Source organism: Amycolatopsis sp. NPDC041971, assembly GCF_055588925.1.
Window position 1 is genome coordinate 184351 of the sequence record NZ_JBVJCE010000004.1, and the last position, 21687, is coordinate 206037.

General features: G+C 68.4%; 21 protein-coding genes. 6 read left to right on the forward strand and 15 right to left on the reverse strand.

Annotation, left to right across the window (positions count from 1 at the left end):
- Position 1: 1 nt before the first annotated feature.
- The 13 genes from ACZ6DT_RS11665 to ACZ6DT_RS11725 all read right to left on the reverse strand — a co-directional run bounded on the left by ACZ6DT_RS11665 (position 2) and on the right by ACZ6DT_RS11725 (position 16148).
- Positions 2-982: an ABC transporter permease gene (locus ACZ6DT_RS11665; protein ID WP_465592385.1), complete on the reverse strand. Its 981-nt coding sequence runs from the start codon at positions 980-982 to the stop codon at positions 2-4.
- Complete coding sequence (locus tag ACZ6DT_RS11670; protein WP_465592387.1) at positions 982-2580, reverse strand: ABC transporter substrate-binding protein; 1599 nt, start codon at positions 2578-2580, stop codon at positions 982-984. The genes ACZ6DT_RS11665 and ACZ6DT_RS11670 overlap by 1 nt, the downstream gene beginning before the upstream one ends.
- Positions 2581-2605: 25 nt before the next feature.
- On the reverse strand, positions 2606-3493 hold the full coding sequence (locus ACZ6DT_RS11675; RefSeq protein WP_465592390.1) for a serine hydrolase: 888 nt from the start codon (positions 3491-3493) through the stop codon (positions 2606-2608).
- Positions 3490-4878: a serine hydrolase domain-containing protein gene (locus ACZ6DT_RS11680; RefSeq protein ID WP_465592393.1), complete on the reverse strand. Its 1389-nt coding sequence runs from the start codon at positions 4876-4878 to the stop codon at positions 3490-3492. Before ACZ6DT_RS11680 ends, ACZ6DT_RS11675 begins: the two co-directional genes overlap by 4 nt.
- A 121-nt stretch (positions 4879-4999) precedes the next feature.
- Positions 5000-5911: a serine hydrolase gene (locus ACZ6DT_RS11685; protein WP_465592396.1), complete on the reverse strand. Its 912-nt coding sequence runs from the start codon at positions 5909-5911 to the stop codon at positions 5000-5002.
- A gap of 395 nt (positions 5912-6306) precedes the next feature.
- Positions 6307-7575, reverse strand: a complete 1269-nt coding sequence (locus tag ACZ6DT_RS11690) for an MFS transporter (RefSeq protein WP_465592399.1) — start codon at positions 7573-7575, stop codon at positions 6307-6309.
- A gap of 141 nt (positions 7576-7716) precedes the next feature.
- Positions 7717-9387, reverse strand: coding sequence for a PucR family transcriptional regulator (locus ACZ6DT_RS11695; protein WP_465592402.1), 1671 nt, complete (start codon positions 9385-9387; stop codon positions 7717-7719).
- A gap of 76 nt (positions 9388-9463) precedes the next feature.
- Entirely contained in the window at positions 9464-10570 is a 1107-nt protein-coding gene (menC, locus tag ACZ6DT_RS11700; RefSeq protein WP_465592405.1) for an o-succinylbenzoate synthase, read from the reverse strand.
- Positions 10567-11451 carry a GNAT family N-acetyltransferase gene (locus ACZ6DT_RS11705; protein WP_465592407.1) on the reverse strand — a complete coding sequence of 295 codons (885 nt, stop codon included), beginning with the start codon at positions 11449-11451 and terminating at the stop codon, positions 10567-10569. Before ACZ6DT_RS11705 ends, menC begins: the two co-directional genes overlap by 4 nt.
- Positions 11452-11482: 31 nt before the next feature.
- Positions 11483-12625 carry a M20 family metallopeptidase gene (locus ACZ6DT_RS11710; protein ID WP_465592410.1) on the reverse strand — a complete coding sequence of 381 codons (1143 nt, stop codon included), beginning with the start codon at positions 12623-12625 and terminating at the stop codon, positions 11483-11485.
- On the reverse strand, positions 12622-14097 hold the full coding sequence (locus tag ACZ6DT_RS11715) for an amidohydrolase family protein (RefSeq protein WP_465592413.1): 1476 nt from the start codon (positions 14095-14097) through the stop codon (positions 12622-12624). The genes ACZ6DT_RS11710 and ACZ6DT_RS11715 overlap by 4 nt, the downstream gene beginning before the upstream one ends.
- A 523-nt stretch (positions 14098-14620) precedes the next feature.
- Entirely contained in the window at positions 14621-15007 is a 387-nt protein-coding gene (locus tag ACZ6DT_RS11720) for a family 1 glycosylhydrolase (protein WP_465592416.1), read from the reverse strand.
- Between the two features lie 484 nt (positions 15008-15491).
- Positions 15492-16148 (reverse strand): GntR family transcriptional regulator, encoded by a 657-nt coding sequence (locus ACZ6DT_RS11725; protein WP_465592419.1) that lies wholly within the window; start codon positions 16146-16148, stop codon positions 15492-15494.
- Between the two features lie 100 nt (positions 16149-16248).
- Between ACZ6DT_RS11725 and ACZ6DT_RS11730 the strand changes: the two genes are divergently transcribed.
- Positions 16249-16680, forward strand: coding sequence for a VOC family protein (locus ACZ6DT_RS11730; RefSeq protein ID WP_465592422.1), 432 nt, complete (start codon positions 16249-16251; stop codon positions 16678-16680).
- Between the two features lie 198 nt (positions 16681-16878).
- Positions 16879-17358, forward strand: a complete 480-nt coding sequence (locus ACZ6DT_RS11735; RefSeq protein WP_465592425.1) for a cupin domain-containing protein — start codon at positions 16879-16881, stop codon at positions 17356-17358.
- A gap of 3 nt (positions 17359-17361) precedes the next feature.
- Here ACZ6DT_RS11735 and ACZ6DT_RS11740 read toward each other — a convergent pair whose 3' ends face one another.
- A complete protein-coding gene (locus ACZ6DT_RS11740) occupies positions 17362-17769 on the reverse strand; it encodes a RidA family protein (RefSeq protein WP_465592428.1) in 408 nt (135 codons plus the stop codon).
- Between the two features lie 94 nt (positions 17770-17863).
- On the opposite strand from ACZ6DT_RS11740, the gene ACZ6DT_RS11745 reads away from it, so the two are divergent.
- Genes ACZ6DT_RS11745 through ACZ6DT_RS11755 form a run of 3 tightly spaced genes read left to right on the forward strand, consistent with a single transcriptional unit; the run spans position 17864 to position 19039 of the window.
- The gene (locus ACZ6DT_RS11745; protein WP_465592431.1) at positions 17864-18256 is read left to right on the forward strand and encodes a winged helix-turn-helix transcriptional regulator; all 393 of its coding nucleotides are present in this window, start codon (positions 17864-17866) and stop codon (positions 18254-18256) included.
- Between the two features lie 58 nt (positions 18257-18314).
- Positions 18315-18563 carry a hypothetical protein gene (locus tag ACZ6DT_RS11750; protein WP_465592434.1) on the forward strand — a complete coding sequence of 83 codons (249 nt, stop codon included), beginning with the start codon at positions 18315-18317 and terminating at the stop codon, positions 18561-18563.
- Entirely contained in the window at positions 18560-19039 is a 480-nt protein-coding gene (locus tag ACZ6DT_RS11755; protein ID WP_465592437.1) for a hypothetical protein, read from the forward strand. The genes ACZ6DT_RS11750 and ACZ6DT_RS11755 overlap by 4 nt, the downstream gene beginning before the upstream one ends.
- A 132-nt stretch (positions 19040-19171) precedes the next feature.
- Here the strand turns inward: ACZ6DT_RS11755 and ACZ6DT_RS11760 are convergent, their stop codons facing one another.
- Entirely contained in the window at positions 19172-19945 is a 774-nt protein-coding gene (locus ACZ6DT_RS11760; RefSeq protein WP_465592993.1) for a maleylpyruvate isomerase N-terminal domain-containing protein, read from the reverse strand.
- Positions 19946-20232: 287 nt separating this feature from the next.
- Between ACZ6DT_RS11760 and ACZ6DT_RS11765 the strand changes: the two genes are divergently transcribed.
- Complete coding sequence (locus tag ACZ6DT_RS11765; RefSeq protein WP_465592440.1) at positions 20233-21681, forward strand: DHA2 family efflux MFS transporter permease subunit; 1449 nt, start codon at positions 20233-20235, stop codon at positions 21679-21681.
- The last annotated feature ends 6 nt before the right edge of the window (positions 21682-21687 follow it).

Consider the following 21687-nt stretch of genomic DNA (forward strand, 5'->3'; position numbering starts at 1 on the left):
CTCAGTTCTCCCGGATCGTCGAACGCGGGTCGAGGACGGCCAGCAGCACGTCCACCGTCAGATTCACCAGCAGGACTCCGATGCCGTAGACGAGCACGATGCCCTGCACCAGTGGATAGTCCTTCTGCAGGATCGACTGCGCGATGGTGGAACCGAGACCTGGCCAGGCGAACACGTTCTCCACCAACACCGTCCCGGCGACCATCCCGGTCAGCATCAGCCCGCCCATGGTCAGCGTCGCGGTCAGCGCGTTCGGCAGCGCGTGCCGCAGGTACACCAGCCGCGCGGGGAGCCGTTTCGCCCGCGCGGTGCGGATGAAGTCGTGGCCCAGCACGGAAAGCGTCTCCACCCGGACGATGCGGGAAAGCACCGAGGCCGGGCCGAGCGCCAGCGCGATCACCGGGAGCACGAGCGAACCCGCGCCCTCGCTCCCGGCCACCGGGAACCAGCCGAGCCGGACCGCGAAGAACGCGACCAGCGCGACGGCGAGCAGGAACTCCGGAATGGCCGCGAGCAGCACGGTCGTCGAGGTGAACACCAGCTCACTGCCCCGCCGCCGTCCACCGCGGGTCAGCACGGCGAACAGGAGGCCCAGCGGGATCGCCACCGCGATGACCACCGCGAAGGCGGGCAACGCCAACTGGAGGGTGGCGGGCAGCCGATCACCGATCACCTCGGAGACCGGCTGCCCGCTCGTCATCGACGTCCCGAAGTCACCGGTGACCACTCCGCCGAGGTAATGGACGTACTGCAGCCACAGCGGATCGTCGAGGCCGAGGGCCGCCCGCCGCGCGTTCACCAGCTCGACCGGCGCGGTCAGCCCGAGTGCCGCCCGGACCGGGTCGCCGGGAATCAGCTGGATCATCAGGAACGCCGTGGTGATCAAGACCCACAGCGAGACCGCGAACCGGCCGAGGCGACGCATGGCGAACGACAGCCAGGGGCTGCCGCGCAGTCCGGACGGGGCGACCGCGACCGCCATCAGCCGTACATCCGGATCGACGACGGCTCGACCGAGCCGAACCGGACCTTGAATCGCGCGTCGCTGCCGAAGGTCGGGATGATCGAGTTGACGTAGGGCACGACGTCCAGCCGCTCGATGAGCGCCGTTTCCGCGGCGAGCCAGGTCGCGCAGCCCGAATCACCCGGCATCCGCGCCGCCTGCGCGGCCTGTGCCGTATACCGATCGTTCTCGATATGCGCGAAGTTCGTGCCGGCGGGCGGTTTCGGTCCCGAGACGAACGGAACGGCCTGACTCGGCAGCAGCAGGGTCACCGGCGCGAGCGAGATGTCCCACTCACCGGTGTTGAAGAGCACCTGGCTGGTCCCCGGGCTGTCGAGGCCCTTGAGCGTGACCTCCGCGCCGGCGGCCTTCCAGGACTGCTGCATCAGTTCGGCGGAGGGGGCCATCGTCGGCCCCACCTGGGTGCCGTAGATGGCGGTCAGCGCGAGCCGCTTGCCGTCCTTGACCCGCACGCCGTCCGCTCCCGGCTTCCAGCCCGCCGCGTCGAAACCCGCCTTGGCGGCGGCGACGTCGAAGGCGGGAAGCTTCCCGCTCACCGCGTCACCGGAGCACGCCCTGGGTTCGGTGGTGACCATCCCCTGGCTGGGCGCCCCGGAACCGCCGGTGAGCACCTTGCCGATCTGGGGCAGGTCGAGTGCCTGGACCAACGCGCGGCGAACGGCCGGATCGGCGCCCGGGCGACCGGGCGCCTGGTTGAAGAACATCTCGCCCATCGGCACGACCTGTTCGCCGTGATACAGCTTCTGGGCGCGCAGGCGCTGTTGGTCCTGACCGGTGATCCTGGCGCCGTTGAGTTCACCGGACAGCAGCAGGTTCGCGGCGGTCGTGGTGTTCTGGATGACCCGGAAGATCACCTTCTCGGGCAGTCCCGGCTGCTCACGCTGCCACTCCCCCGGGCCCCACGCGTAGTCCTTCCGACGGGTGAGGGTGTAATGGTCGTTCGGCACGATTTCGGTCATGGTGAACATGCCGGTGCCGTATTTCCCCTTGGCCAGCGCCTGCCGGTCGGTGACGCCCTTGCCGCAGACGATCGGCAGGCCGCCCGCGTTGCGCAGCAGGAACGCGTCCGGCGCTCCGCTGGTGACGGTGATCGTCCTGGCCCCGTCGTCCGCGGTCGCCTTGGTACCCGGCGCGATCGCGAGCCCGGCCATCGGGGACTTGTTCGCGGGATCGCCGATGAAGCCGATGTTCGCCGCCACGTCACTCGCGGTCAGCGGCGTACCGTCGTCACAGGTGATCCCGTTCCGGAGGGTGAAGGAGGCGGTGGTCGTGGTGGCCTCCCATTTCTCGGCGAGCCCCGCGATCGGTTTGCCGGTGTCGTCGAGGTTGATCAGGCTGTCGTAGAGGTAGCGGCCGATGTCCAGCGCGACCGCGAGCACGGTCATCGCCGGGTCCAGCGCCCCCGGGTCGGTACCGATCGCCATGGTGAAGGTCTTGCCTTCGACCGGTTTCTGGTTCGCGGTCCGGTCCTGTCCGGATTGCGACGTCCCCCCGCACGCGCTCACGGTCAAGGCCACCACGCTCGTGATCGCGGCGGTGAGCCGGGCTTTCTTCATGCGGTTCTCCTACTGGGTCTACGGGCTACGCGCGGAGGTGAGCGACGGCGAGGCGGGCGGCCTCGCCGATGGCGGAATCGACCGCGGGCAGGCGGTCGGCGAGGGATTCGGCGCGGGTGAACACCGCGACGGCGTACCGGCGACCGTCCACATCGGTCACCACCCCCGCTTCGTTGCGGACGGCGGGCAGCGTCCCGGTCTTCGCCGCGATCGTCACCCCGGCCGGGAATCCGGACGAGATCCGATGCGGCCAGATCTGCTGGGCCATGATCGTCCGCACGCGTTCGCAGGCGGCCGGGTCGCCCGCGCGGTCGGTCCAGATCGCGTCGAGCAGCGTGGTGATCTCGCGCGGGGTCGACGAGGTGGTGCGTTCCGGGTCGAGCACCGAAAGCTTCCAGAGCTGTTCTGGCGTGGCCGCGGCGAAGACGGCTTCCAGATCTTCGTCCGGTTTCGCGCCGAGGTCGGCGATCACCGAAGCGAAAAGGTCTTCACAGCAGCCGACCAGCCGCGTCCTGGTGAGTCCGAGGTCGGTTAGGACCCGGTCCACGGCATCCTGCCCGACCCGGTGGTAGACGACGTCGGTCGCGGCGTTGTCGCTCATCGTCAGCATGAAATGCGCGAGGTCGCGCCAGCTCATCTCGACGTCGTCCGCGCAGCCGGCGGTCCCGATCCCGCCGATCCGGTACCGCGCGGTGACGCGGGTGCGCTCGGTTTCGTCGAGCCGTCCGGCGGCCACCTCGCGGACGAAGGCGACCGCCACCGGGATCTTGAACACGGACGCGAGCACGACTGGATCGTCCGCGCCGACGCCGACTTCGGGACCGCCCGCGACGCCGACCTCGCGCGCGTGCACGAATCCGCGCGCCCCCGCGTTCGCGAAGACGGCGTCGATCTCGGCGCCGACATCGGTCACCGGCTCACCCGCCGGTCCGCCCGTCCTGTGTGGACATACAGTGCCCGTCCGTTGCCGTCGTCGCCGACGAAGGCGTGCGGCAGGTGCAAGCCCAGCTCACCGTTTTCGGCGACCAGCGTGTCACCCTTGTAGCCCAGCAGCCTGTTCTTTTCCGGCCCCGTGCCGAGGTCGGCGAACACGCCCTTCGGTGTCCGTTCCAGCCACAGGCCACCGTTCTCGTCCTGACTCACGACGATGTCCGCGACCTGCGACGAGTACTCGCCCACGTAGCGCGACGGATCCGCCGGGGCCTCGGCGGCGTTGGGCTCCGGCAGCGGCGGGACCTCGACGCCTGCCAGCTCGCCCAGCACCTTCCGGAAGACGTCCCGGTAGACGTGCAGCGGTTTGCCGCCGTTGGTCAGCAGCGCCACCGCGACGTTGCTGCCCGGCACCACCCGCAGGAACGCGGACTGGCCGATGGTCCCGCCGTCGTGCCCGATCACCGGGCCACCGTCCCAGTCGAAGATCATCCAGCCGAGCCCCCATGCCCCGCCCATCAGGCCGAGGTAGGGCAGCTCGACCTGGCGTTCCCACATGGCGCGCGCGGTTTCCGGCTTGAGCACCTGGGTGCCGTCGTCGGCGCGGCCCTCGTTGAGGTGCATGCGCACGAAGGTGAGCAGGTCGCGCGGGCGCATCGCGAGATGCGAACCAGCCGGCACGTTCGATCGTGTCAGCGCCCAGACGGGCGCGGCCACCGGCTCGTCGTCCGGCGACGGCTGGACGTGGCCGATCGCGGCGCGGTACCTGATCGCGTCGTACGGTCCGGCCGCGGCGTGCGTCAAGCCGAGGGGGGCGAAGAGGTGGTCACGCAGGCAGTCGTCGTAGGACTTGCCGCGCAGGACCTCGACGATCCTGCCGAGCACGCAGTATCCGGCGTTGTTGTAGGAGAACATCTCCCCAGGGCCGAACAGCTGGGGCACGTCGGAAAGCGTGGCCACGAGCTTGGCGACACAGTCGTCGCCCTGACCGGTGTCGGTGAAGATGTCACCCTCGAAGCCGGAGGTGTGGCAGGTCAGCTGCCGCACGGTGATCCGCGACGCCGCGTCGCCGTCCGCGAGGGTGAACTCGGGAAGGTAGTCACGAACCGGCATGTCGAGGTCCAGCCTGCCCTCGTCGACGAGCTGCATCGCCAGGGTGGTCGTCCACACCTTGGTGATCGACCCGATCTGGAAGACGGAGTCCACTGTGGACTCGACACCGGTGCTCTTGTTCAGCACGCCGGCCGCGTGGTCGATCACCTCGCCGTTCGCGAAGACCGCCACGGCCGCGCCGGGCACCTGATGCCGCTCCAGCAGGGCGGAAAAGTTCTCCGCGAGCCAGGTCTCTATTTCGGAAAGTTTCGACATGCGCACCTCTTGTCCGTGGAAAGGGTGGTCCGGCGGTTCCCGGAATGCTAGGACGGTGACAGGCGTCACCGGTTCGTGCGGAACGACGAGAGCGGCGGGAAAATTCATCCGTGCGGACGAATCATTCGTTCCCGGCCTCGGGGAGCCTGAGCCATTCGACGGCCCGCGCCGCGGCGAACCCGATGAACGCGTCCCGCTCCGGCACCCTCGACCGCCCGTCGACGGCGTCGGTGAAAACCCCCACCGCGTAACGGCCGCCATCCGGGTACTCGACCACGCCGACCTCGTTGCGCACCGAAGGCAGGGTCCCGGTCTTGCCGCTGACGCGGATCCCGTCGTCCGGGAACCCGGACCGCAGCCGGTGTGGCCACACCTGGAGTTCCATCCAGCGCCGGACGTCCGCGCACGCAGCAGGGGCGGCCGCCTCGTCCCGCCAGATCAGCCCGAGCAGCCGGGTGATCTCTTCGGCCGTCGTCGCACAGGTGTGCTCCGGTTGCAGGGCGCGCAACGCGGCGATCCGCTCCATCGGGAGTTCCGCCAGCAGCCGTTCGTCGTCCTCGTAGGAGATCCCGAGGTCCTCCCCGATGCTGCCGAGCACCTCCCCGCAGTCCTGCGGCACGGTGGTCTGCTCGAAACCGAGCCGCCGCAACGACTTTTCCGTCGCTTCCTTCCCGACCCGGTCGAGGATCAGGTCGGTCGCGACGTTGTCGCTGATCCCGATCATCAGGATCGCGAGGTCGTACCACGACATCGTGATCTCGTGCCGGAAGGTGGCCAGGCCGTACGGGCTCGGCGTGGGATGCCCCGGCGGGACGGTGATCCGCTCGCCGAGGTCGAGCCCGCCCTCGGCGGCCTGCCTCGCCAGCTCCAGCGCGATCGGGACCTTGAAGACCGACGCCGTGACGACGGGCGTGTGTTCATCGACGCCGATCCGCCGGGTGCCGTCGATTTCGGCCGCGTGCAGCCGGACCCGGACGCCGGCCTCCTTCGCACGGTCGTTGATCGTTTCGATGACTTCGGACGCGGTGGGCATGGAACTCCTGTCCATTGTGGAGGGATGGGACAGTTCTTTTCGTTACGGTGGTCGCGAGTGGCGATTCGGGCTACTGAGGGTAAGGCAAACGTGGCATGCAGAGATCAGCGGCGCAGTGGACTCGCAAGTGAATCCTGATGCTTCTTAACCGTCCACAAAGGACGCTTCCCTGATGTCGATGCCGTTCTGAGCTATGTCCACCGCGTTATTGAGAGTAAGTCGACCTCTCGCGTGTGCTCCCCTGGTGACAGCGGGACAGCTGTGACGCCAGCGCCGGGTCTTGAAGTCCGTGAAGGCCTCCTTGAGGGACTCTGGGTCCCTCAAGGAGGCCTTCACGGACTTGCCACCCCACACGACACTTTTGCCTTACCCCTCAATAGAACGCTCACTGCCACTCACGACCCCGCACTGGGATTCGGCGGGGCGAACGAGAACTGGCCGGGGTTCTGCGGTACCCAGAACGCCATCACGGCGGTGAGGAAGGTGGTACCGATGAGGAAGCCGAACGCGGCGGTGTAGGAGAAGGCGTCGGCGAGCCAGCCCATCGCCACCGGCGCGACCGCACCTGCCACCTGGCCGCCGAAGTTCATCACTCCCATGCCGATCCCGGTGACCGCGGTGGGGAGCACCCGCAGCGGAAGCCCGAAGACGGCCATCGTCGCCATGCCGAAGACGGCGAGGGCGAGCGTCTCGTAGACGGTGAACTCCGTCGTGCTGTCCGCGTTCACCATCAAGGTCAGCAGCACCACGGTCACCATCGCGATCGAGCCGAGGTACCAGCGGCCGTGATCGTGGAAGTACCGGTCGAACAGCCAGCCGCCGAGGATGGTCGTCCCGATGCTGACCAGCATCGGGATCGCGGCCAGTACCCCGGTCTGGCTCAGCGACAGACCCCTCGACTCCAGCAGGTAGCTGGGCACCCAGGTGATCATCCCGTAGTTGAGCATGTTGGTGACGCAGAACAGCAGGGTGAACTTCCAGATCACCGGGGACTTCAGCACCTGTTTTCGGGATACCTCGGGGGTTTTCGCCTCGTCGCGCGGAAGACTGCTCAGTTCCTCGGGCAGGGCCTTGGGCAGCATCGTCCACACGATCACCCCGATGATCGCGCCGATCCCCGCCATCCAGAAGAACGTGTGCCGCCAGCCGATCGCCATCAGCAACGGACCGACGATCAGCGGTGCCAGCCCGGCGCCGATCCCGCCGGCGGACAGCATCACGCCGGTCACCGTCGCGCGGTTGCCGGGAGTGGTCCGTTCGGCGATCGCCTTGAACGAGGCCGCCGGGAAAAGTCCCTGGGCCACACCGAAAAGGCCACGGACGACGAGCAGCATACCGAAGGTGCCCGCCATCCCGGTCATCGCGGTGAACGCCGACCAGAGCAACAGCGTGACCAGCATCGGCCCCCGCGAGCCGTACCGGTCGGCGAGGAATCCCGCCGGGATCTGGCAGACCATGTAGACGAGCGCGAAAACGGTGACGAGCCAGCCCTGTTCGGTCTTGCTGAGCTCGAATTCGGCGCCGATCATCGGCAGCGCCATCCCGATCGAGAAGCGGTCGATGTAGTCGACCGCCCAGGCGAACACCATCACCACCATGGTGATGAGCGCCGTCCGGTTGATCCGCCGCGCTGTCCAGGTGTCCTCATTGACCACTGCCGTCATGGCGCCTCCGCGGAAACTGGTGGGAGAGAAGGAGAACGGCGCGAGCGTGGCGCCGATCACTCATTCTGAAACGCGTCCGGCGAGCGGAGTTCGTGCGATCACACGAACATCGGCCGTCGTTTCGGGGCGGTCAGACCAACGTCAGTCTTCGGCGCCCGGCGGTCCTGTCCGCGCGTCGTGGGGCAGCAGCCGCAGTTGCAGCATCGCGGCGAATCGCTCCCCCGCGTCGTCGAGGTCGATCTCACCGACTTCGGCGAGCCGCCGTAGCCGGTAGCGGAAGGTGTTCGGATGGACGTAGGCCGAAGCGGACGCGGCACCGATGTCCCCGAAGGCGTCCAACCAGCAGCGCAAGGTGTGCACCAGTTGCGACTGGTGCTGGGCGTCGTAGGCGAGCAACCGCGCGACAGGTCCGGTCGCGACGTCTCCCCTCGCCGCGGCGAGATCGGCCAGATCCAGCATGAGCGCGTCGACGTGGACGTCGTCCGCCGTCGCGACGCGTTTGGCTCCACCATTGGTGAGCAGCACGCGCAGCGCCCGGTCGGCGCCGTCACGGGAGGCGTGGAGTCCGGAGGCGTCGAGCGCGAGCGGTCCGATGCCGATCGCGGCCGCCGCACGGCGTCCGGTGCGTTCCAGGAACGTCGAAGCGACCCGCACCGAACGTTCCTGACAGTCGGAATGACCGCCGGGCATCGGCACGATGCCGTAAGCGACGTCGCCCACGAGCGCGACGGCTGAACGAGGCTGGACGGCGCTCAGGTGCATGGCCAGCGCGTCGGCGACCCGCTGGCGTTCGGCGACCAGACGGAGATCGTCCTCGAGCGCGGGCGAACCGAGCAGGCCCATGGCGAGCACGATCGACGGCTGGCCGAGCAAGCCCAGCCGGGCGATGGCCTCCGGCGCCCCGGCCCCGCCTTCGAGCGCCGTGCTGACCAGATCCGCGCGCAGCCGTCGTTCGACGTCGGCGCCCGCGCGCAGCCGGAGCATGTGCAACGCGACGAGCTTCGCGGCGTCGATCAGTGCTTGGGTCCGCTCGTCACTGAGCGGTACCCGCACCGCAGCCCAGATCGACCCGAGCACCTCGTCGCCCGCGCGGACGGCGAGCGCGACGCGGGGGATCACGATCTCGTGGGCGTCATAGCGTTGCGGATCGACGTACACGGGCGTGTGATCACGGTACAGCTTCTCGAAGATGCCATCCCGTTCCAGGTTGCGGGCGAACCGCTCCGGCACCTGCCTGCCGAGGATCGTTTCCACCCGGGACGGGTCCGCTTCGTCCTGACGTCCGGAGAACGCGAGGATCCGGTTGTTGCGATCCTCGATGGTCACCGGCGCGTCGATGAGCGCGGCGATCGCGTTGGCCAGCGCGAAGAGATCGCCCGACGGCATTCCGCCGAGGGTCTGCGGCGAGACCTCGCCGACGTCCTCCTCGGCGAGCAAGGTCCTGAGCATGGCGGCGAGCTGCGCCCAGGACGCCCCGCGCGCCAGCCCGAGCAGGGCCACGCCGGACGACTCCGCGGCACGCCGGAGTTCCGGCGCCGGGGTGACGGGAGACCGGACGACGAGCGCCGCCGCACCCCTCGCACCCACGTCGTGCAAAAGGCGGACGACCTCGTCCTGTTCCCGCACCCCGACGCCGAGCACGACGGCCCCGCCAGGGATTTCGGATTCGTCGTGCGGATCGTGGATGACCACCCCGCCGAGGTGTCTCCGGGTGGTCCGGCCGACCGCGACCGGCTCCAGGAGCACGTCCCCGAGGTCTTCGAGGACGCGTCCCAAGCTCGTATGCGGCTTGCTGGGCACCGGTGTCAGCACTCCCCGAAGTTAAACCCGGTCTCACCGAACCGACTGGTCCGATCCGACCAAATCTAACCCCGGAATTCGTAGAACGCTACGAACCGATCCACGCTTTCTCCGTGGTGACCTCGTCCAGGAGATCGGGAATCGGAGCCACACCGAGGCCCGGACCGGTCGGCACCGGCAGGTGCCCGGCCTCGAGCACGAACGGCTCGGTGATGTCGGTGCGGTAGAACCGGCCGGATGCCGAGGTGTCACCCGGCAGCGTGAAGCCGGGCAGTGAGGCCAGCGCGACGTTGGCCGCCCGGCCGAGCCCGGTCTCGATCATCCCGCCGCACCACACCGCGATCCCGTGCGCCGCGCAGACGTCGTGCACCCGGCGGGCTTCGAGGTAGCCGCCGACACGGCCCGGTTTGATGTTGACGATCTGGCAGGCGCCCAGCTTGATCGCGTCCGCCGCGGCCCTGGCGGAGACGATCGACTCGTCGAGGCAGATCGGGGTCCGGATGCGTTTCGCCAGTTCGGCGTGCCCGAGCACGTCCTCTTCTTCGAGCGGTTGCTCGATCAGCAGCAGGTCGAACGGGTCGAGCCGGGCGAGCAGCGGCGCGTCGCCGAGCGTGTACGCGGTGTTCGCGTCGACCTGCAGCAGCACGTCGTCGCCGAAGCGTTCCCGTACCCGGCGGACCGGCTCGACGTCCCAGCCGGGTTCGATCTTGAGCTTGATCCGGACGTAGCCCTCGTCGAGGTAGCCGCCGACGACGTCGAGCAACCGCGGGATCGAATCCATGATCCCGACCGAGACCCCGCAGGCCACGGAATCGCGAGTGGACCCCAGTTCGGCCGCGAACGACCGGTCGTGCGCGCGGAGTTCGGCGTCGAGGACCGCCATCTCCAGCGCCCCCTTCGCCATCCGGTGGCCCTTGAACTTCGCCAGCAACGGCGTGACCTTGTACGCGGTCACGTCCTCGGCTGCCAGCAGGGCCGGGATCAGGTGGTTCCGCAGCACGTGCTCGGCGGCGTCGTTGTACTCCGACGAGTAGAGCGGCGCCTCCATCGCCACGCATTCGCCCCAGCCCTCGCCCGCCGGGGTCACCGCGCGGACGAGCAACAGTTCCCGTTCGGCCTGCGTTCCGAACGACGTCCGGAATGGGGCCACGAGCGGCATCCGCACCCGGCGCAGTTCCACACCGCTGAGTTTCACGACTGCTCCTTCGAGATCACGTACCAGCCGGCACGATCGAAACCGGCGACCTCGGCGTTGTCCGCCATCAGTCCGCCGAGGACTTCGCGCAGGGCGACCCGCCACGCGTTGCCGCGACCGGGATCGGTGCGGCGCAACCGTTCGATATCGGACGGGACGGCGACGAGGACGGTCGGCGCGTCGGTGGATCCGATGCTCGGACCTCCATCGGAGTCGACCGACAGCGCCTTCGCCGCTCCCAGCGCTTCCGCGTCGATCAGGACGAGTTCACCGAAAGTGGCGGCACGTACCGCCGGGCTCGCCAGCTCCCAGCCCACCATCAATCGGTCGGTGTCGCCCGAACCGTTGATGCTGTCCTCCATCGGACCGTAGAAATCGGGCAGGTACCCGATCGGACGCGCGCCTAGCTTCCCCAGATTGAAATAAGCGTTGCGCCGCACCAGCGGGTCGAAGGTCCAGGTGATCTTCGAGACGTCCTGGAGCAACGCCCAGCCGCGTTGGTGCAGTTTGAGCGCGTGGCCGATTCCCCGGCCCACGCCCGCCTTGGCGACTCCGGCGATATGGCTGTGCAGACTCGCTTTTCCGGGATTCCCGAAAAAACCGAAACAGGCCCCCAGTAGTTCACCGTGTTCGAAAGCGCCCGCGACGTAGTTCCCGGCCGACGACATCGCCCGCAGCAGCTCCGTGCTCACCGGCCGGGCGCCGGGCGCGGTCCGCCAGATCGACTCGAACAGGCCGACCACCGCGGCCAGATCGGCGATTTCGGTGAGTTCGCGGATTTCGACGCCCGAAGCCGCGGCCGCGGCCCGCGCGGCGGCGACGGCCTCGTCGCACACCTCGCGGGTGACCAGGCTTTCCGCGTTCGTCGCAAGATTCGTCACGGGACGATCCTTTCCCGGCTCGGCGATGGAGTCACCGTCGTGCCGTACCAGATTCACCCGCGGGGTTCGTCGCACCGGACGGACCCCGCTTCGCGAGCACGTTTTCCACGAGCGCGGCCAGCAAAGCGGTGCGCCGCGGCAGTTCCGCGACGATGACGTGCTCGTGATCCGCGTGGGCTCCGCCGCCGACGGCGCCGAGGCCGTCCAGCGTGGGAACGCCCATCCCCGCGGTGTAATTGCCGTCCGAAGCGCCGCCGACCGACGCGGAAGTGAGGTCCCCGAGACCGAGACCGTCCGCGAGTTCCCGGGCCAGCGCGAACAATCCCGCCGACGATCCCGCTTCGAGCGGCGGCCGGTTGATCCCGCCGGTCACCCCGACCACGGCGTTCTCCAGCACCGGACGGAGCTCCCGCATGGCCTTGTCGACGCGGAGTTGCTCGGCCTCGTTCCACACGCGGACGTCGACGGCCACACTCGCGGCGGCGGGCACGGTGTTGACGGTCGTTCCCGCCGAGACGACGGTGGGTGTCACGCTGGTCCCCGACTCGGGATCGGCGAGGGCGGCCACCGCGAGGATCTGGTGGGAGATCTCGATCCCCGCGTTGACCCCCTTTTCCGGTTCGAGCCCGGCATGTGCGGCCCGGCCCGTCACCTCGACCCGATAGTGCGAAACGCCTTTACGGCGGCACTTCAACGCGCCGCCGTCGGCCGAAGCCTCCAGTACGAACGCCGCGTCGCAGCCCGCCGCGGTCTCCTCGATCAGCGCGCGGGACGACGGCGAGCCGATCTCCTCGTCACCGGTGACCAGAATGGACAGTCCGGTACGGTCGGGCACGCTCGCGGCGGCGTGCAGCGCCATCACCACGCCCGCCTTCATGTCGAAGCATCCGGGACCGCGCAACACGCCGTCCCGTACCGAGAACGGATGCGTCTCCAGCGAACCGTGCGGCCACACCGTGTCGTGGTGACCGAGCAGCAGCACCCGGGCAGGTCCGTCGCCGAAACGCCAGCGCAGATGGGTGACACCGTCGACGACGATCCGCTCCGCTTCCGCGCCGAGGAGCCGGCGACCCAGCCCGGCCACCACGTCGGCGCTGCGGGCCACCGCTTCGTGATCCGATGACGGCGACTCGCAGCGGACCAGGGTTTCGATGTCGGTTAGTAGGTCTTTCATCGCGGCTCACCGCGCAGCGGCTTGCCGGGAAAGGCGTCGGTGCGCAGATTCCCGTCGCTGACGACCGGAACCCCCGAGACGAACAGATGCCGGATGCCGACGGACGGCCTGGTCGAGTCGAAATAGGTCGCCGCGTCGGTGACGGTGTTCGGGTCGAGCACGACGATGTCCGCGTCGGCGCCCACGTTGAGCCTGCCCTTGGTCAGTGCTCCCGGGGCGACCTCGTCGAGCACGCGCGCCGGCAGGTAGGAGCAGCGCCGGAATGCCTCCAGCCAGGTCCAGGCCTTGCTTTCCCGCACCATCAAGCGCAACGTCTTCGCGTACGTCCCGGACGTGCGCGGATGCGTCGCGCCGCCGGGCGGCAACGGCCATTCGGTGCTCTCGCTGGTTCCGTTCTTCCAGTACACGGGCAGCGCGTCGCTCGCGACGATGGCGTCGGGGAACGCGAGGGCCTGACGCAGCAGGTCGAGGTCGTGCGCGCTGCTCTCGTCGAGGAATTCGAGGATGCACGGCGCGCCCGGGTCTTCGGCGCGCACCTGGAGCAGCCTGCCCTCGTCGGCGATGCGCTCCCCCGACTCCAGCATGATCACGCTGGACGGGGAGAGGCCCTTCATCTTCAAGCGTTCGGGCGAGAGGAACGCCGCGCCGATCCCGGTGCTGCCCGCCCCGTACGGATAGGCCTCGACGGTCACCCGCGAACCGGCCGCACGGCCCGCTTCGAGCGCCGCGAGCACGCGCTCGATCTGATGGCCGGATGTGCTGTTCACGTGACAATGGTGCATCGCGGCCCCGGTCTCGGCCGCGACGATCGCGATCTCCGCCGAACCGTCGATGGGCGTCGCCGGGTTCACCTCGACCAGTTCACGGACGTGGGTGTAGGTCGGTGCGCCCGCCTCCTTGGCGAGGCGGGCCAGCGCGAGGAACTCGGCGGGGTCGGTATCGGGCGCGTAACCGAGGAGCACGCCGACACCGAGCGCGCCCGCGGCCAGCTCACCGTCCACAAGGGACAACCAGGCCGCCAGTTCCTTCGGTGACGAAGTCCGTTGCCAGGCCGGGTTCCCGAGCACCGACAGCCCGCTGTCGATATTCGCGTCCGGCTCGATCCCGGCCAGCACCTGCGCCCGCGCCGCACCCCAGGACGCGGAAAACCCGTAGTGCAGCGGACGTCCCGCCGCGGCGGCCTCGGCGTAGGCTCGCTCGATCGGCATCAGCCCGGCTTCGAGGTCGAGCGCGGTCGTCACGCCGTCCATCGCCTGGAGCCGCTGGCCCGCGATGGTGTGCACGTGACTGTGCAGGTCGATGAAACCCGGTCCGACGACGAGCCCGGTGACGTCGATCTCCGTGTCGCCCGTTTCCGAAGGCAGACCTTCCCCCACGGCGGTGATCACCCCGTCCGTCACCAGCACGTCCGCCGTGCCGTCGAAGCCCGTCGCCGGGTCGATGACACGACCGCCACGCAAGACTGTCCGCATGCTTCGCCTCCTAGGATCGCCTCTTCATGGCGACCCTAGGAGGTTTCAGCGGACGTCCGTTCGTACCGTGCGACGAATCCGGACCCCTCGGTCCATCCGCCCGCACGAACCGCTCGTGAGTGGTAGGGACGGTTATTGAGGGGTAAGACAAACGTGTCGTGTCTGGGGCGAGACGGTGGCTGGGTGACGCGACACCACACTCGCGTGCTCAGACCCGGATCTCGCGTGTTCAGAGACGTAACTCGCGTGTTCAGACTCCGCACTCCCGAGTTACGTCCCCGAGCACGCGAGTCACGTCCCCAAGCACGCGAGTTACGCTTTGCCGACCGGCCGCCGAGGTCACAGCCGTCCCACTGTCACCAGGGATCGCATCTGACGGTAGCGAAAGTCTCCTTCACTACCGTCAGAGTAGGCAAGGAGGCCTCACTACCAGGAGAACGCGTACGCAGGAGCGACACGACCCCGCGCCGCAACACGTTCGACTTACCCCTCATTAGAACCGTCCTTACCACTTACGAGGCGTCTAGCGGTTCCGGTGTTCGGCGATGATCTCCGCGTACCGGTGGCCGCTCGCCTTGACCGTGCGGATCTGGGTGTCGTAGTCGACCTGGACGAGCCCGAACCGTTTGCTCAGCCCGCTGTCCCATTCGAAGTTGTCGAGCAGCGACCAGGCGAAGTAGCCCTTGACCGGCGCTCCCGCTTCGGCGGCACCCGCCACCGCGTCGAGATGTTCTTCCAGGTAGGCGATGCGGTCGGCGTCGTCGATCGAACCGTCCTCGGCGACCTTGTCGTCGAAGGCGGCCCCGCTCTCGGTGACGTAGATGGCGCGGGCGCCGTACTCGTCGGCGAGCCGGTGGATCAGATCCGCGAGTCCCTGCCCGTGGATCGGGCCGCAGGACTGCCTTGTCATTGTCGAGACTGGTGCCCTGGTTGGCCGCCCAGTACACGAGTTCCTTGGAAGCATTGGACGACGTGTCGCCGCGCACGCCGTCGTGGCTGGCGGCCGCCAGCGCCAGAACGAGCGCGGGAGCGATCTTTCCGATTCGCATCGATGGTCCTCGGGGTGAGTGGCCAAGCCGCGCCCGGAGCCTGTGACCCGGGACACGTCTTATTTCAGAGCTTGAGTTAAGGGGTGGGCCACCTTGTCGTCAAGACCTTGAACGCCACTTCATGCGCCTCGGCACCGTATCGTTCACCAGGGGTTCCGCCCAGGGTCGAGGGGCCGCGATCATCTTCCCCTGCCGATAGGCGTCGAGCGCGAACTCCGAGGCCTTGACGCAGCATCAGGACCTGGTCCGCTTCGGATCACCGGCTCGCCGGATGGCAGGCGGCCGCTCGACAGCCAAGGGGCGAGCGCCTCCGCGGCTAGGTCGATCGAACGGACGTCGACACGGTCACTTGCCGGTCAGCACACCGAAGGCCTCGCCGCGGTGGACGGCGAACAACTCGAGCGCCTTCTCGCCGTCACGGGCACGAAGAGCGGACGCGAGCCGCCGGTGCTCGGCCGGGATGCTCGCGAGGTAGCCGTCGGAGCTCACGCCGATCCGGGTCAGCAGGAACAGGTGCACCTGGGACCGGATCGCCTGCCACGCCTCGATGAGCCGCCGATGTCCGGACGCCGCGTAGACCGCGTCGTGGAAGTCGATGTCGCAGCGGACCATCTCGTGCTCGTCACGCGCCCGGTCCATCCGCTCGACGACCTCGTCGACCGCGGCCAGGTCCGCGTCCGACGCTTTCGCGACGACCAGCTGAACCGCCAGCTGCTCCAGCGCCGACCGCAGACTGTCGAGTTCGGCGACGTCCACATCGGACAGCGTGGTGACGATCGCGCCGCGGTGCCATTCGCTGCGGACCAGTCCCTCACGCTCGAGTTTGAGCAGTGCTTCGCGCACCGGACCACGACTGACGCCGAGCGCCGCCGACAGCTCGACCTCGCGCAACTGCGCGCCAGGCGGATAGGCGCCGCCGAAGATGGCGTCCCGGACCCTGTCAGCGACCTCGTCCGCCAAGCCGCGACGACGCGCGGGCGTCACCCTGCCGGTTTCGGTCATCGTCATCCTCCTACTGGAACGCCGGATCGTAGCGCCCCGCCGCATCTTGTCCTAATGTTAACATTACGACAAGTACTCCTCCGGAAAGGATCTCCTGGGAATGACCGTCCTCGACTCCCCCATCCCGCGCTTCCACCTCGCCATGCCTGTCGACGATCTCGCCGCCGCACGCACCTTCTACGGAGAAGTCCTCGGCCTCGAACAGGGCCGCAGCTCCGACACCTGGATCGACTGGAACCTCAACGGCCACCAGTTCGTCACGCACCTCGCACCGGAGCGGCCGCGACGGATCCACAACCCCGTCGATGGACACGACGTTCCCGTCCCCCACTTCGGCCTGATCCTCAGCGTGCCGGATTTCCGGAAACTGGCGGACCGGCTGCGCGCGGCGAACACCTCGTTCGTCATCGAGCCCTACGTTCGGTTCGAGGGCCAGACCGGCGAACAGTGGACGATGTTCCTGCTGGACCCGGCAGGCAATGCCTTGGAGTTCAAAGCGTTCGCCGACGATTCGCAGGTCTTCGCCGCCTGACCCGCCGGAAGTACGTGATGGCCCCCTTCATTGCGCCTAGGTACATGAAGGGGGCCATCACGTACTTGGCGGCAAGCAGATCGATAACCTCAATATTATCGATCGGTTCGGCTTTCCGCGTTGATCAAGGCCTCGCGCAGCGAGAAGCTGTTCCTGTCAGCGAGCCTGCTGAACACGAGAAACCAAGGAGACGCCATCATGTTCGACCCCATCCTCCTCCGGGCCGCCGACGCCGAGATCGTCAGCGACGCGCCGGGCAGCGAGATCACGCTCCTGGCCGATTCGGACACCACCGACGGGGGCTTCACCGCGAACCGCGCGACCTTGAAGGACGGCGTCTTCGGCACGCCGGCCCACTTCCACACTCGCGCGACCGAGTTCTTCTTCGTACTCGAAGGGAAACTCCAGGTCCTTGTCGAGGAAACCTTGCACACGCTGGAAAAGGGCGACTTCCTCGCCGTGCCGCCCAAGGTGCCGCACGCGTTCGGGCCCGCCGTCGGCTCGGACGCCGATGTTCTGGTGACCTTCACGCCGGGTATGGCCCGCTTCGACTACTACCGGCTGCTCGACCGGGTCGCGCGTGGCGAGGCCGACCCGTCGGAGATCGCCGCGTCCTCGAAGCAGTACGACAACCACTACGTCGACAGCCCGATCTGGCGTGCCGCGCGCGGCCAGTGAGCGTCAGTCGATGACCGCGGTCGCCTCGACCTCGACGAGATGTCCGGGTACGTCGAGTGCCGCGACGCCGATCAGCGTGCCCGGCGGGACCGGGGTGCCGCCCAGTTCGGCGGCGGCCCTGTCCACGCCTTCGAGGAACAGCGCGAGTTTGTCCGGGGTCCACTCGACGACATAGACGGTCAGCTTCGCAACGTCGTCGAAGGTGGCTCCGGCCGCGGCGAGCGCGGTTCCGATGTTCAGATAGCACTGTTCGACCTGAGCGGCGAGGTCACCCTCGCCGACAAGGACACCATCGGCGTCCCAGGCGACCTGCCCCGCGACGAAGACCAGCTTCGACCCGGTCGCGATCGACACCTGCCGGTAGGCGGGGATTTCCGGCAGCCCCGCGGGATTTACCAGGGTGATGCTCATCCGTACTCCTCGTGGTCACTTGTGGTTACCCAGGAACTGTAAGAGAGTGTGCGACGACCTGGAAGAACGCACTTTTTCGTGACTGGGGAACCTGATGGTGACCAAGCAGCTCAGCGGTACGACGGACGACGCGGATCTGATGCGGGCGGACTCACTGGCGCGGGAAATCTTCTCCGACGTCGCCAACAAGTGGGCGCTCCTGATCATCGAGACGGTCGGTGACCGCACCCGGCGGTTCACCGAACTGCGGAACGACATCGAGGGCATCAGCCACAAGATGCTCACCCAGAACCTGCGCATGCTGGAGCGCAACGGCCTGCTCGAGCGAACGGTGCATCCGACCGTCCCGCCACGCGTCGACTACACCCTCACCGAGGCCGGACACGGTCTGCGCGCGACGGTCGACGGGATGTGCGACTGGACCCACCGGTTCCTCGGCCATATCGAAGACTCACGACGCCGGTTCGACACGCCTGTTAACGGTTAACGGACTGGTCAGGTCTCGCCCCGTTCACTTCGCCGCGGCACGGATCTATGCTCCCGGCGTGACGTCCGGCGGAGCGGATCCCCGGCCCGAGCTGGAGCGGTTGTTCCGCGACGAGCCGTTCGCCGACGCGCTGCGCGAGGCGATCCGGGCACGCGGTCTCAGCCTGGAACGCCTGCGCGACCACCTGCGCGCTCGCGGCGTCTCGATCACGGCGGCGACGCTCAGCTATCGGCGTTCCGGGCGAAGCCGCCCGGAACGCCGGGATCCGGTGCTCGGACTCCGCCACCTCGACAGGTACTGGAAGTGACGCCGGGCGGCTTGACCGCGCTGCTCGGCCCGCCGCGAGCGCGAGGCCGGTGGCCCGCCCGCGCCGACGGGCCCCCTGAGATCGGCCGGTACCGGCCGGACCGGACGCGAATCGACGCTGCCGTCAGCGAGGTCGACACCCGCTGGGACGAACGGCCGACGAGGATCAGCCAGCATGACGTCGTCTCCGTCGGCCACGGCCGGGAGGAACTCGCGTTCCGGTCGCGGCAGGTGCTCCGCCCCGAGGCCGACGGCCCGGACCGGTGGGTGGGGATCGTCCACATCGACGAACACGACCGCCCGTGGCCCGACGTGACCTCGTTGCGGGGCTGCCACCCAGGCCGCAGCGTGCACCAACCCCAAGACGGCCTTCTCGTGGTGGAACTGCTCTTCGAACGGCCGCTCGCCAAAGGCGAAACCGTCATCACCGAGCACACGGACCGAGTGTTCCCTCGGGGGCTGAGCGGTACCTACTGAAGTACATGAAGGCCCCCTTCCTGTACCTAGGCGCAAGGAAGGGGGCCATCATGTACTTGGGGGAAGGGGTCTTCACGTGCTGTCGTGGTGCCTGGTGCTGCCGTTCCGGACCCACTCGCGACACCTGAAGCCCTATGGCAGCCGGACCACCCGCAGGAACGCGGGCAACAGCCACGGTCGCGGACCACTGACGACGATCTTGCCCGTCAGCACGGAACGCGCCTTGCCGACCCGGTGGAACAGCATCAGGTTCAGCGTCGGCGGATCGAACGAGATCCGCACGTCGACCGGCCCACCGGGCCGCTCCACCGTGACCCGCCCCCGGTGCAGCACCAGCACCACCGGGGACGTGTACGCCGACCGGAAAGCCACGGCGATCCGTCTTTCCCGCGGCGGTTCGCCGGTGTCCAGGAGGTGCCCGGTGTCGTGGGTCAGCACGCCCACCATGAAGAGGTCGAAGAACAGCGCCGCGTCAGCCGGTGGGATCGTCCACGGCAATCTCAGTGCCTCGGCGATGTCCCAGCCGTGGATCTGCAGTTCGTTGACCAGGTGCGCGAGGACACCGGCCAGCGGCACCTTCGAACCCCCGAGCCAGTCCAGCGGGGTCGCCGGGTCGACGTCCTCGGTCACCCTCAGCACTTCTTCGATGTCAGCGAGCAACCCCGTGATCAGCACGCCGATGTCGCGTTCGGGAAAACCCCGTAACACCAAAGTGTTCAACACGGAAACGGTGTCCACAGTGGTCTTTTCGACCTGGCTCTGCCCGCCGGCGTCCAAGAGCGGGGTGCTGTCCGGGCGCACCATGGACGTGTACATCTTCGCGATCATCGCGACGTGGGCCACCGTGTCGGCCGCCGACCAGTCCGCGGTGACCATCGCGTCCGGATCCGGAACGCGGGCCACCATTTCCGCGAATCGCGACCCCGTCACCCGATAGGCGCGCCGCACCGACTGCCATCGATCCGCCGTGATCGCCGTGGTCACGGGCCGATTTTATCGTGGCAGAGCCGGAAATCCTTCTGCTCTCGTGCCGTCCTCGAGCGCAGTGACCGTACTCACTACGGAAATCGACGTGACACGCACCGACCGGCCCAGGCAGACTGGACGGCAGATCAGCCACGCCTTCGCTGTCACCGTTGCCGTCGCCGAAGGCGGCCAACGCGGACTTGCGCCCTCCCAGGAGCCCTTCACTGATGACCGAGACCCTGCCCGAAACCACCCACGACCAGGAAAGGGCGCCGGCGAAAGCCGGGCTCCTGATCGGGGTCCTGGTCCTGTCCGCGTTCGTGATGATCCTCAACGAGACCATCCTGAGCGTCGCGCTACGTGACCTGACCGTCGACCTCCAGGTCCCGACCACCACCGTCCAGTGGCTGACGAGCGGCTTCCTGCTCACCATGGCGGTCGTCATCCCGACCACCGGGTTCCTCCTCGAACGGTTCACCCCGCGCCAAATCTTCCTCGCCTCGCTGATCCTGTTCAGCACCGGCACGCTGGTCAGCGCGCTCGCCCCGGGCTTCGCGGTCCTGCTGACCGGCCGGGTCATCCAGGCCTGCGGTACCGCGGTGATGCTGCCGCTGCTGATGACCACGGTGATGCGCCTGGTGCCGGTGGAGAAACGCGGCGCCACGATGGGCACGATCACGATCGTCATCGCGGTCGCCCCGGCCATCGGCCCGACCATCGGCGGCGCCGTGCTCTCCTCGCTCGGCTGGCGCTGGATGTTCTGGATCGTGCTGCCGCTCTCGCTCGCCGCCTTGGTGGTCGGCATGCTGCAGCTGCGGCTGGACAGCGACACCCGCAAGGTGCCGCTGGACGTGCTGTCGGTGATCCTGTCCGCCGTCGGTTTCGGTGGCGTGCTGTACGGCCTGTCGGTGTCCGGCGAGTCCGCGGGCGGGCATCAGCCGGTGCCGCCGTGGGCGCCGATCGTCGTCGGCGCCGTGGCACTCGTGGTGTTCACCTGGCGCCAGTTGCGCCTGCAGAAGGAAGATCGCGCGCTGCTGGACCTGCGCCCGTTCACCCACCGCAGTTTCGTGGTCGCGCTGGTGCTGACGGCGCTGCTGTTCATGTGCCTGCTCGGCGCCGCGGCGATCCTGCTTCCGCTGTACCTGCAGACCGTCCTGCACACCAGCACGTTCGTCAGCGGGCTCGCGGTGCTTCCCGGCGGCCTGGTCCTCGGGCTGCTCGGCCGCCCGGTCGGCGCGCTGTACGATCGCTTCGGCCCCCGGCCCTTGGTCATCCCCGGCGCGGCCGCGATGGCGGTCTCGTTGTGGTTGTTCGCCCTGCTAGGCCCGGGATCACCGCTGCTCGCGGTCATCGCCATCCACGTCCTGCTGATGGGCGGACTCGGCCTCATGATGACGCCGCTGATGACCGAGTCCCTCGGTTCGCTGCCCGAGCACCTCTATTCCCACGGCAGCGCGATCCTCGCCACCCTTCAGCAGCTCGCCGGCGCGCTCGGCACCGCCCTGTTCATCGCGGTGGCCACGGCGAGCACGACCACGGCCGGGGCGGCGAGCCCCGACGCCGGGGGCATCCGCACCACGTTCATGGTCGCCGGTTGTGTCGGACTGGCCGCGTTCGTCGGTTCGCTGTTCGTCAAGAAGAGCACCGGGGCCCCCGCGGTGGCCGCGCACCACTGACGCCGG